The organism is Desulfosediminicola sp., from assembly GCF_048381775.1.
Taxonomy (GTDB): Bacteria; Desulfobacterota; Desulfobulbia; order Desulfobulbales; family Desulfocapsaceae; genus Desulfopila; species Desulfopila ganghwensis.
In genome coordinates, this window is sequence record NZ_JBLXGE010000026.1 from 1 (window position 1) to 11128 (window position 11128).

The following is an 11128-nucleotide window of genomic DNA, read 5'->3' on the forward strand; positions in this document are numbered from 1 at the left end:
TGAACACTCATATCTTCCTCCTGCCAATCTCTTTAATATTGGCTTATCTGAGTGTCCACTCTTTTATAGCAGGATCACTCTCTACACCCCATCACTCTGCATTTTTAGTATAATTCACTTATGTCGCCTCCTCTGAATGTGTGTCGTCACCCACAGGCTAAAGGTCATATTTAACCACTTGGGCAAATATGACCTTTAGACGCTCACTGTCGATGCAGCCATTCCCATTTTATTGGAGCATCTTGTATGCGACGCAATGCTTAGTGCTCACTGTTGTGCTTCACTTCAAGCTCTCGCAAAGGGAATAAAATATGCGAAAAGCTGACAATGTCATGGCTGTCCTGTAATGCTTCAGTTGGAAATGGAGAATCCATTGTTTTGAGTTGGTTGGCCATCCTGATAGCTGGACAAGAGAGTTTATACGATCTTACGTTATCGGCTTGTAAACGTTCAGCAGTGAACCGGCTGGGAAAAGCAAGTGCTTTTCCCAGGCCCTATTGATAGTTAGAATTCATTTCTTGTTACTCTACTTTAATCTCAATGGCTTTTTGCTTTACCTCCTCAGTCTTCAGAATCTGCAGGTTCAGCATGCCATCCTTGAACGAAGCCTTGATGTTCTTTTCATCGACATTGTCGGGCAAGGTAAAACTCCGGGTGAAGATTCCGAAAGATCGTTCGATTCGATGGATTTTTTTTCCTTTCTCCTCTATCTCCTGTTTTCTCTCCCCCCGAATCGTCAAGATACCATTGTCTACTGTAACCTTGACATCTTCTCTATTTACCTCGGGAATTTCTGCTTTGATTACGAATGCCTTGTCGGTCTCAATGATGTCTACACGGGGAGCCCAATCCCCTGCAGCAATAACCTCTTGGCTTCCCGCTCGAGGTTGCCCTACAGCTCTCGTGTAGCGTTCGACCATATCCTCAATTTCTCGCCATGGATCCCATCGTACTATTGCCATAATGAACCTCCATATTTGCGGGCATTTGTTTTCCCAACTGGACGATTCCCGCATTCAGCCCATCAGGGGGTTACGTGGATTTCTCTGTGTTTCCAGAATGGTCTACATTTTCATTATCGCTTTTTCCGGCGCTGTTCGAGGATGGCTGCTCGGGAGATATGTTCGCCATTCCCGATGGGGCTACTGACAGCATCTTCCTCAGCTCCTCTCCCTGCACGCTTTCCTTTTCAAAAAGGATATGGGCCAGATCATTCAAGACACCCTGCGCTCTGAGAGAAGCTTCATTGATAATGTTGGCCAGGTCCGCCCCGACAAAACCCGGTGTGCGACCGGCGATTTTGCCGAGGTCGACATCGGGACCAAAAATCACATTTCTGGAATGGATCTTCAGGATGGCTTCACGTCCATGGATATCCGGTCGGTCGACCAGGACCTGCCGATCGAGTTCGTCCAAAACGATCCATAGCGTTCGAATAGCTCGCTTGAGTAAAGAGGTGTAGGCGACATCGAACCGGTATCCCGCCTCGCGCAAGGCAGCACCAGCCTTATGTGCCTCGGCGATTCCGGCTTCGGCAAGGTCTACGTCTTGCCAACCGGTAAAGCGGTTCTGCTGGTTCCAGTCACTTAACCCGTGCCGCAGGAGTACAAGTTTGTGCCTGCTCTCCATAATTGGCTCCCCTGATCCAGGAGATAAGAATTCAAGATTTTGGGATATTGAGCTTTCACTCTGTCAGTTGATCCTGGCCTGCATGCGAGTCATGTGTAGTCATATGCGTCCACCACGAACATGTTGTGCACCAGCATTCACTATCTGGGATATTGAATTTTTAGAGCCACCTTTTCGGCCTTTTGCAATTATTAAGCCGAAACCTGATTGGCGGACATGAATCGATGATTTCTAGTTGGGTAAATATCGTATTATCGGATAGATGCACTTTCGAGCAATGTTCGCTAATTACCCTTCGGCCTAATACACCACAGTCGTTAAAATTATATAGCCTCTTCTGTATGTTCTCAAAGAAAAATTCTGATTTCTAGGCTTTAATAAAAGTTGGCCATTGGGTGAAAACTCGACCAACAGCCCTGCTGCATTAGGACTGCTAAGACAGTTTGCTAAAGCTATTAGCTGCGTACGACCAAAGAGATGGGGGGTGCCGATCCTGACCATCTTCAAACAGTTTGAAGTAGACTCAAGCTTGAAAAGTGATGTATATCCCCTGCACAACAGGGTGTGTCTCGTTGGCTTTGGAGCAGTATCATCAGCTCGAACCACCCCGGAACGATTGAAGGAGATGGGGCAGCCATCCTCGATGGAGACAGCAACAGATTTATCCTGGCAATACATTGCCGTGGATTCTTCACCTCGGTTTACCTTGTTCCTGATGCTCTTCAGGTAGACGGAGGTGGAAAGCCGATCCCAAGCTTTTGCGGATCAGAACCGGCGATGCACAGTCTATATACGTAACAAAACCTGTTTACCGTCAAATCCCTTAGCGTGCATTTTCGCATGAATCTGGGCGGTACCCTATAACCGGAAAAGTTTTACCCGATAGGTGAAACCGTTACGATTAAATGTATGGAACTACGGCGTAAGTGTTCTGAGTTTTCAGGATCAGGAAAGGGCTCTTAGTTCACCGCTGTCCTACGAGGCCGTATATAATATCTGAAATACCCGACCAAGTTGGATGATAGGAAAATCGTCTCCAGAAGTACGGCACCAGGAGAGCCAGCAAGATAGTTATGAATGATCCAGAGCCCGGCGCATACGGCCATGAACTGACGAAGTGGCTTGTCGTCTTTGCAAAAGGAGGCAATGGTGCCGAATGTCGTGGCTGCGCATCCAAGCAGGGTGAGGTATCCGTCATAGGTGAACAGACCGATAAGTGCTACGGACACCAGGAAAGAAATGAGTACCCGGGTAGAGGTCGTATATAGGCAGGCGGTGAATCGAGCAAGGGAGAGCAGGGCTAGCCCCGCGGCTGTCCAGTGGCCAAGACACATGAAATGAAGGCCAATCAGGGTACAGGAGATAAGAAAACAGTAGACGATATGTTTCTTTTGCTTGAACTGAAATGATGCCAGATCGGTTATGATGGCAAAGCCGATGAGGATTTGGGATAAAGTGTAGAGTGACATGGCAACTGCCTATAGAGATAAAGGAGTAAAAACGAAAGCATCAGGTACGCATTTACACGGAATAACCATCTGGTTGCAAGCCTTTTCCGTTCTGGTAGATAAAAGTAAGGATACAAAGGGAGAAGAACTATCTTCTCTTCCTTGTATGTGACAGGCAAGACTACAGCTCTCCGTCCCTGTATCTACTTTGGAGGTTAGAAATGGCAGCTATAGCCTACTTCTACCTTTCACCAGTAGAGATTCTTCCTGAAGCCCTTCAGACCCGCCTCAGCCGCGGGCAACCTCACTCACCAGACAGGGGCAACCTCATCTTCACAGTCTATATACGTAACAGATCCTGTTTTTTCTTTTTAGATTGATCTGTTAGCTATACTCTATTTTCATGCCTCTTTGCGTCCGATGTCAAGTCTATCATTAGACTGTGCTCGCTTGCCCTGGGATCAATCAACTGCTATTCTTTTAATACTCATCCGGAGGATAGGGCAACGCTGAGGAGCGACCCGAGCGCCGAGATGAGCACCGTAAGGGTGGCGGCCGGGTTGTATTACCCGGTCTTCCTTTTTTTCATCCATCCTTATGGTCATAATGCTTTAAACCTCGGGGGTTAGGGGGCAGAGCCCCCTGGACGTCTGTGGTCATTCCAGCTGCCTGATTGTGGTCTTCGCTAGCACTATTTCCATTGCCTGAAAATAATCTTTCTGCACTTTCAGATTCGATAATTTGCTATAATGCTGGGTTGTCTTGATCTTCGTGTGCCCCAGTATTTCCTGGATACTCACCAGATCAGCATTGGCATTGAGGAGTTGGGTCGCCATGGTATGTCGGAGCCTGGACGGCCACAATCAAGTCCCCATGGACGGGTTTAAATCGTCCGGCATAACAGGTACATCATCCCTCGGATTACGTGCTGAGGATGAGTGGTAATCAGATTATGGTTTATTTCATTATTTCCAGCTCTCTTAAGTATTCGGCAATGACTAACGCTTTACTCCAGGCCAACGTTCCACCCATACTAATTGCTACAGAGCAGGTCTCAAAAATCTCTGCTGGTGTTGCCCCAAGTTCAATTGCATGTGACGTCTGAGAAATCATGCAATCCTTACATCCTGCTTGAATAGCAACAGCTAATGAAATCAACCGTTTTGTTTTCAGATCGATGGGGCCTTCACTTTAAACAGCACTTTTCACAGGACCATTTTAAGCGTCTGTCAGTTCTGGCATCTCCTGTTTGGAGATATCGAACAGTTGCCACATTTTTTCTTCATACTTCAGGATTGATTTGTCCATGTTGTTATAAAGGAAGAGTTCTTTTGGTGAATTCACACAACATTATATGCAGTAAATATATGCACTTGACCATATTTCACCATTAAGCAGCAAAACACCAGCAGTACAATTCAACTCTCCAATATATCGAACAGGATAAGCGTCTGAAGAAGTACCTAAAATAGAAACATCAATTTGACATAGGTCAATGGCCTTCTTCTATTGAATGGTTACAATGTAGTAGTTGTAAATTCGATATTCTTTCTTGGATTAGGAGAATAAGCAGCATCAAGTATGATCAAAAGGATTCCTGATGAAACTGTCAAGCCAAGAGATGAAGCGTGTTTTAGAAGATGTCCGTGGCCACTCCGAAGTTAATTTCAATCTCTGTTTCCAGTGCAGAACCTGCGCCAATGCTTGTCCCTTTTTAGATGCAATGGACATTCATCCCAATGTGATTATGCGAATGCTCCAGTTTGGGATGGACGAGCCTGTACTCAAATCATCCACAATCTGGGTCTGTGTTGGTTGCAATACCTGTTGTGATAGTTGTCCGATGGCTATCGATATCCCAACGGTTATGGATGCCCTGCGACAATTGGCAATGGAAAAAGGGGTTGCTATAGGTGAACCGGATATTTTGAACTTTCATGAACAGATGCTCAAGTCCGTCAAGAAATATGGACGGGCCCATAAACTTGAAATCATGATGCGGTATAAGCTGAAGAAAAAGGATCTTTTTCAAGATTTCGGCCTTGGTTTAACCATGCTCGCTAAACGAAAGCTCGATCTTAGAGCCAAAAAAGTTAAGGATATACAGTCCATTGAAAGCATCTTTAAAAAGTAAAGAAAACACCTACGCCTATTTTCCAGGGTGTTCCCTGGCTGCTTCCGGTCACGAAAACAATCGCTCAATTTATAAATTCTGCGAAAAGGTCGGGATACATCTTGAGGAATTAGATGACTGGAACTGCTGTGGTTCCTCCTCTGCCCACAGCATAGATTCTGAGGCTGCCGCCCTTCTTCCACAAAGAAACATCTCCCTTGCTCAACAAGGACTTCCCCTGCTGGTTGCCTGCCCAAGTTGCTACATCAGGATGCGCTCAACCCATGAAGAGCTGAAAAGCGATGACCAGGCAAAGGAGATGTACAAAAACCGATGGGAGCGAAATTTTGATCAGGATCTGGAAATAATCCATTTCTTTGACCTGTTAACGAAACTTGATCAGACTGTTATTGATAAGAACATGACCAAACCGCTCAACGGTATTCGCTTCGCTTCATATTACGGGTGCATGCTGGCAAAGCCTCCAATCCTTAGAAAAGACAAACGGCATACAGGAATTATGGAGAAAACCCTAAAAATGCTTGGTGCAGAACCTGTTTCCTGGCAAAACTTTTCCAAGTGTTGCGGAACGTATTTGTCGGTTGCCAAGCCAGAGGTTACTACCAAGGTGGTCAACCAGATCATGGATAACGCAATAGAATCGGAAGCCGAATGTCTGGTAACAGCCTGTGCAATGTGCCACCTGAACCTTGAAATTCGATGTTCATTAAAACAACAAATCCCAACATTCCATTTTTCTGAGCTCCTTTGTATTGCCTTTGGTGTCGATGATCATAAAAAATGGTTCAAACGCCATCTTGTGGACCCAGTGCCGCTGTTAAAAGAGAAGGGATTAGTCTGAAATCCATCAATCGAACCTTGAGAACAGATGATAAAGAACAAATCATTGTTTACAGTCTCTACTTGAAAATCCATATTGTTTAAGCTTCCTGTAAATAGTTGGCCGACTAATATCTAGCTTTGTTGCGGCCTGCCGAATATTCCCGTTCAGATTATTGACAGTGGTGATCAGGACCGGAGCTTCTCCGACCTTTTCTAGATGCAGCAATTTCTCTTGAAAAGGAAGGCGTAAAAGCTATCACCGGCAGCTGCGGTTTTCTGGCAAGATTTCAAGCTGAACTATCAGAAGCGGTATCCATCCCTGTCTTTTCATCCAGTCTTTTACAGCTTCCCTTATTATGCATTATGCATGGTGGTGAAGCAAACATCGGCATACTCACAGCAAGTTCATCAGCAGCTTTAAACTCTGATCATTTCAAAGACATCAGTCTTAGTATTGAGGATTTTCATATTCGTGGAATGGAAGGCTGTTCGGAATTCTGGGAAACCATTGTCGAAGGTAAGCGTAACGACTTTGATATGGTGAAGTTAGAAGAAGAGATCTGTGATTCAGCCTTCAAACTCGCGACAGAGCATAGCTTAAACGCCTTGCTACTCGAATGCACAGATCTTTGCGCGTTTCAAAGCAGAATTAGGCAGTAACCAGGCTGCCAGTCTACGATATCAACTCGCCTGTTGAATATGTTGCCTATTCTGTCGAGCGTAAAGAGTATCTCTAAGAGCCCAATTCTACCAAAGATACAGCTCACACCTTCTACTTAATTATTACGTTATTTCTGTATTTTGAAGGTTCGAATTTTCTTTAACCCTAACATGAAATGAGAAGTCCGAAAGTTGAGATAATCCATGAACACCTTTACCTGAGTTGTGTGGGGGCAGAGTTGAGGTGTTTCCTGAAGCCCTTCAGAGCCGCCTCAGCAGCGGGCAACCTCACTCACCAGACAGGGGCAACCTCATCTTCACAGTAGGAAGGTTTGTATCTGGCAAAAAACGTTTCAGATGAGATACGCCCTGCCAATCTCAATGCTTGATAAAAAAGGAGTATCAGTCATTTGATATGATTGAAAAAGGAGTGTAAACCAAAGTAAAGCAACGCAATGTCCCCCAAAAGCAGGATGCACAACGTAACAACTTGATAACACGACTATAGTGGTATAATTTGACTACTGTGCCTTTTCTTTAAATGGCTGATGCACAGTTTTTGCCCGGTTAAAGAATAAACAGAACCAATCAATGCCAGTATGTATGGGGGAAGAATGAGAAAGAAGATTTTAGCTGTATGTTTCCTTGTTAGTTTTATGTGTTTTTGCTCGATTGCTCAGGCAGGTCAATTATATACCAGCGGGCATTTAGGTGTAACTTTTGCTAATGATGCAGATGTACCATGGGGAAGCGAAAGAGCTCGACCTGGAGATCCTGAATTCACCAATGAGTTGGATGCAGGGTATGGCTTTCTTGCTGCCGTAGGGTATGATTTTGACGGGCCAAGAGTTGAAGTTGAGTTGGGGTACCAGAAGAACAGCTTTGACGAGTTCGGATGGCCTGGGGAGCCTGCTACAATTCGCGAAACAGGTGATTTAAGTGTTCTGTCGATGATGGTTAATGGATACTATGATTTCCATAACCCCTCTAATTTTACACCTTATTTAACCGCAGGCTTGGGTTTTGCGTATGTAGAGTGGACCGATTTCGCTATTCCTGATACAGGTTGGATTGAGGAGTATAATTTTTATGATACTGTTTTCGCCTATCAGTTCGGGGCAGGAGTAGAATATGCTATCAACGAAGCATTAGCGGTTGATCTTCGATATCGGTATTTGGGAACTGGTGATATCGATGTCACAGCCCCACCTTATTGGGGTTCAACCGAAGCAGAATTTTCGAGCCATAACATATATCTTGGGCTGCGCTACTTTTTCTAGTTAGTCAGCCTTAATAAACATGTACATCAGGTCGGGTTCTGCAAGTGGTGATTCTTATTTATTGAGTCGCCACTGGCTGGTTCCGACCTTTTGTGTTTTAAGGGATAGTTGAAGGGCTGATTCAGTTTGCTTTTTTGAGGATGTGGTTAGGCTCGCTGGTTGATAGCACGACAGAATCATTCAATGCAGGATTAAAGATTTCAATTACCAACCTAATCAGGTTGTTGAAGAGAGATGTTGAAGATCCTTCCTGAATTTCTTCAGATTCCTTTCAGCAAATCACCACCCCCTGTCAAGCGGTAACTTCACAGGGAGGAGGTAATAGATTGGAATATTGAATAAAGACAGACATTGGAGTTGGCAATATTAACGTTGGCATAAATGGCGAGTTTCAGCGAGTCCGAGCGAAACGAAATGGAGTGGTGTTAAAAGTCTTGTTTAGCAAGTTTGAGGAAACCCTTACGGGGGTACTCCACGAACTGAAGATCTCTACTCTGAGAGTTATCACGCTAAATTCTTCTAGTCCTCGTGAAGGTTACACTTGGCAATCTGCTGCCCTTCCTGGTCTAAACATCCCTGTCGGCTGTCTTAATTGGATTCAGCTCTTCAATTATGTCTTTGACGTATCCAGCAAATAAACTTGGCTGAAATATCCAGGGAATTTCTGGGATATCACTGATTGTGTGATAAGGTGCTATACTTAACAACAACGACATTCAGTTTCGAGGATTCGTGTGGTTATTGACGTTTTCACATGTTGTTCTGGAGAAAGTTCTGATGAACCAAAAACCGACATATGAAGAATTGGAACAAAAGGTAAAGGAATTAGAGAAAAAAATTGCTGTTCATATGGGTGTAGACCAGCCTGCAGATGAAGATGAAAAACAATATCAGGTATTGTTTCAACACATGCCCATTGCCTGTTTCACATTTGATCAGAAAGGTCGATTTTTGAGCTGGAATAATGCCGCAGAGCACATGTATGGTTATACCGAATCTGAAGCTATCGGTGCTACCGCCTATGAATTAATTGTAACTCCAGAGACCCGGGAAGCCACTGATCAAATTATTGAAAGGGTCTTTAAAGGGGAAATTGTTACTGGATCTGAATGGCATGACCGCAACAAGGAAGGAGAGGTCGGATGGCGCATGGGCAATACATTTCCACTCATGGGGCCCGATGGATCGGTAATCTGTGGAGTAAATGTTAATATTGACATTACTGATCGTAAGCGCGCTGAAGAGTCTTTGCTACAAGCACAGACTGAACTTGAGAAACAGGTCGAAGAGCGAACTATCAACCTGAAAAGTGAGATCGAAGAGCGAAAAATCATAGAAGAGGCATTGAGCCTGAACGAATCAAGACTCGAAGCGCTCTTGGAGCTCAGCCAGATGTATGGAGTCTCTATGCAGGAATTGGCTGACTTCTCTTTAGAAGAAGCGATCAGGCTAACAAAAAGTAAAATTGGCTATCTTGCCTTCATGAATGAAAGTGAAACGACTCTTACAATGTATGCATGGTCGAGAGAGGCGATGAAGCAATGTGAGATAATCGATAAACCCATAGAGTACGTAACTAAAGATATCGGGCTGTGGGGGGAAGCGGTTCGTCAGAGGAAACCCGTGGTCACTAATGATTATCAAGCACCAAACCCGTACAAAAAAGGATATCCAGAAGGTCATGTTGTGATAAGGCGCCACATGAACATCCCGGTCTTTGATGGTCAGAATATTGTGGTTGTTGCAGGTGTTGGAAATAAAAACTCTGAATACGATGAATCAGATGTTCGTCAACTGACGTTGCTCATGGATGGTATGTGGAAGAGTATCAAAAGAAGACGAACTGAAAATGCGTTAAAGGAAAGAGAGGAAAGAATCTCAATCGCAGCTGAAATCGCAAATCTGGGCGTGTGGGAATGGCGCGTCGATGAGAATACGCTTTTGGCTAATCAGAAATTCTTTGAAATAACCGGTCTTACCAGAAAGGAAGCGGACAATTTTTCCCTTGATATGTGGCTGAGTAGAATCCATCCTGATGAAAAAGAAAAGGTTCGGAGTATCATTAAAGATCTTTCCGTCGGGAAATTGGATCGATCAGAAAACCAAGTCAGGTTCCGACATCCGCTAACCGGAGAAAGGTGGCTTCATGGAATCGGCAGGGTCGTTGAACGGACCAAAGAGGGGAAACCCTTATGCATGGTAGGTATCCACCAAGATATTACCAGTCGTAAGCAGGCAGAAGCAGAACGTGAGAAATTGATAAAAGGACTGGAAAAAGCCCTCTCAGAGGTTAAAGCCTTAAGCGGGTTATTACCTATTTGTGCCTCTTGTAAGAAAATACGTGACGACAGAGGGTACTGGAATCAGATTGAGTCATATATCTCAAAGCACTCTGATGCACAATTTAGTCACGGAATTTGCCCGGTGTGCGCCAAAAAACTTTACCCTGATATTAAGCTTTATGATGATTAGAGAATAAATGGGTGGAGATGAAATCTTGAGCCAACTCTCTGCGAGTTGGTACACGTAGAATACTTTTCGTGCAAGTCTTAACAATTTGAGCAGACCTACAATTTAACACTCTTCCTGTTTAGCTTCAGCCCAATACAAGCGAAAATTGCTCCATTTCAGTCATAGGATGTGGAGGATTGTACTTTCAAATCAGTCATGAAATGTCGGTTGAGAGTGCCAGCATAAATCGCGTCTTCGGTCAATCATGTGCATGCATGAGATGTCTACTGTAAATCTTGGTGTGGGTCACTCAGAGGTAAAGTGTCAGTTCAAATTGAACCTGATCGTTTATGCATGCCAGCTCGAGTCCAGATTTCCACATATAATATATCTTAATAATAATTCCGTTATTACTCGTGGCAGGTTTGATCGAAGTAGCATTTATAGAGATAAGTAGAAATTAATAAACATAACAGGCGCGAACCTCTGAATTTAACATTGTGTGCGTAGCCGCAATATAGGAATCGAATGAAATTACCCAAACAGTTAGCGAAGGAAGAAATCGAATCAGAAGTTCGAGTAGCACTAGAAACAGAGAGCATCCAACTTTGTAGCGATTCGAAAATCTATATTCCTGTTTTGCAACTCAACCAAGAGTTGCGTAAGCAGATTTTCTCTGCGAAATTTCGTGGTGAATTGATAAT

General features: G+C 44.1%; 12 protein-coding genes. 6 read left to right on the plus strand and 6 right to left on the minus strand.

Annotated features, from left to right (window positions below; all coding sequences use genetic code 11):
* Positions 1-521: 521 nt before the first annotated feature.
* Positions 522-962, minus strand: a complete 441-nt coding sequence (locus ACN5NT_RS23480; protein ID WP_073616346.1) for an Hsp20/alpha crystallin family protein — start codon at positions 960-962, stop codon at positions 522-524.
* A gap of 70 nt (positions 963-1032) precedes the next feature.
* Positions 1033-1629, minus strand: coding sequence for a 2,3-bisphosphoglycerate-dependent phosphoglycerate mutase (locus tag ACN5NT_RS23485; protein ID WP_176360019.1), 597 nt, complete (start codon positions 1627-1629; stop codon positions 1033-1035).
* A gap of 484 nt (positions 1630-2113) precedes the next feature.
* Between ACN5NT_RS23485 and ACN5NT_RS23490 the strand changes: the two genes are divergently transcribed.
* Positions 2114-2359, plus strand: coding sequence for a hypothetical protein (locus ACN5NT_RS23490; RefSeq protein ID WP_176360065.1), 246 nt, complete (start codon positions 2114-2116; stop codon positions 2357-2359).
* 229 nt (positions 2360-2588) lie between these two features.
* Here the strand turns inward: ACN5NT_RS23490 and ACN5NT_RS23495 are convergent, their stop codons facing one another.
* From ACN5NT_RS23495 to ACN5NT_RS23505, 3 genes are all read right to left on the minus strand, one after another.
* Positions 2589-3098: a YgjV family protein gene (locus ACN5NT_RS23495; RefSeq protein ID WP_136800005.1), complete on the minus strand. Its 510-nt coding sequence runs from the start codon at positions 3096-3098 to the stop codon at positions 2589-2591.
* A gap of 635 nt (positions 3099-3733) precedes the next feature.
* Complete coding sequence (locus tag ACN5NT_RS23500) at positions 3734-3940, minus strand: tyrosine-type recombinase/integrase (protein WP_419177090.1); 207 nt, start codon at positions 3938-3940, stop codon at positions 3734-3736.
* 94 nt (positions 3941-4034) lie between these two features.
* On the minus strand, positions 4035-4256 hold the full coding sequence (locus ACN5NT_RS23505; protein ID WP_419177094.1) for a carboxymuconolactone decarboxylase family protein: 222 nt from the start codon (positions 4254-4256) through the stop codon (positions 4035-4037).
* Positions 4257-4677: 421 nt separating this feature from the next.
* Between ACN5NT_RS23505 and ACN5NT_RS23510 the strand changes: the two genes are divergently transcribed.
* Positions 4678-5211 carry a 4Fe-4S dicluster domain-containing protein gene (locus ACN5NT_RS23510; RefSeq protein WP_419177091.1) on the plus strand — a complete coding sequence of 178 codons (534 nt, stop codon included), beginning with the start codon at positions 4678-4680 and terminating at the stop codon, positions 5209-5211.
* Positions 5189-6052, plus strand: a complete 864-nt coding sequence (locus tag ACN5NT_RS23515; protein WP_136800009.1) for a CoB--CoM heterodisulfide reductase iron-sulfur subunit B family protein — start codon at positions 5189-5191, stop codon at positions 6050-6052. Before ACN5NT_RS23510 ends, ACN5NT_RS23515 begins: the two co-directional genes overlap by 23 nt.
* Before the next feature lie 42 nt (positions 6053-6094).
* Here the strand turns inward: ACN5NT_RS23515 and ACN5NT_RS23520 are convergent, their stop codons facing one another.
* Entirely contained in the window at positions 6095-6259 is a 165-nt protein-coding gene (locus tag ACN5NT_RS23520; protein WP_419177092.1) for a helix-turn-helix domain-containing protein, read from the minus strand.
* Positions 6260-6396: 137 nt separating this feature from the next.
* Here ACN5NT_RS23520 and ACN5NT_RS23525 point away from each other — a divergent pair, with 137 nt between their 5' ends.
* The 3 genes from ACN5NT_RS23525 to ACN5NT_RS23535 all read left to right on the plus strand — a co-directional run bounded on the left by ACN5NT_RS23525 (position 6397) and on the right by ACN5NT_RS23535 (position 10445).
* Positions 6397-6693 carry a hypothetical protein gene (locus ACN5NT_RS23525; protein ID WP_136800011.1) on the plus strand — a complete coding sequence of 99 codons (297 nt, stop codon included), beginning with the start codon at positions 6397-6399 and terminating at the stop codon, positions 6691-6693.
* A 614-nt stretch (positions 6694-7307) separates the two neighbouring features.
* A complete protein-coding gene (locus tag ACN5NT_RS23530; RefSeq protein WP_419177093.1) occupies positions 7308-7973 on the plus strand; it encodes an outer membrane protein in 666 nt (221 codons plus the stop codon).
* Positions 7974-8750: 777 nt separating this feature from the next.
* A complete protein-coding gene (locus tag ACN5NT_RS23535) occupies positions 8751-10445 on the plus strand; it encodes a PAS domain S-box protein (RefSeq protein ID WP_136798386.1) in 1695 nt (564 codons plus the stop codon).
* The last annotated feature ends 683 nt before the right edge of the window (positions 10446-11128 follow it).

Coding starts and splice junctions, on each gene's coding strand:
- ACN5NT_RS23480 (WP_073616346.1), bottom strand. CDS start 962: ATGGCAATAGTACGATGGGATCCATGGCGAGAAATTGAGGATATGGTC.
- ACN5NT_RS23485 (WP_176360019.1), bottom strand. CDS start 1,629: ATGGAGAGCAGGCACAAACTTGTACTCCTGCGGCACGGGTTAAGTGAC.
- ACN5NT_RS23495 (WP_136800005.1), bottom strand. CDS start 3,098: ATGTCACTCTACACTTTATCCCAAATCCTCATCGGCTTTGCCATCATA.
- ACN5NT_RS23510 (WP_419177091.1), top strand. CDS start 4,678: ATGAAACTGTCAAGCCAAGAGATGAAGCGTGTTTTAGAAGATGTCCGT.
- ACN5NT_RS23525 (WP_136800011.1), top strand. CDS start 6,397: ATGCATGGTGGTGAAGCAAACATCGGCATACTCACAGCAAGTTCATCA.
- ACN5NT_RS23530 (WP_419177093.1), top strand. CDS start 7,308: ATGAGAAAGAAGATTTTAGCTGTATGTTTCCTTGTTAGTTTTATGTGT.
- ACN5NT_RS23535 (WP_136798386.1), top strand. CDS start 8,751: ATGAACCAAAAACCGACATATGAAGAATTGGAACAAAAGGTAAAGGAA.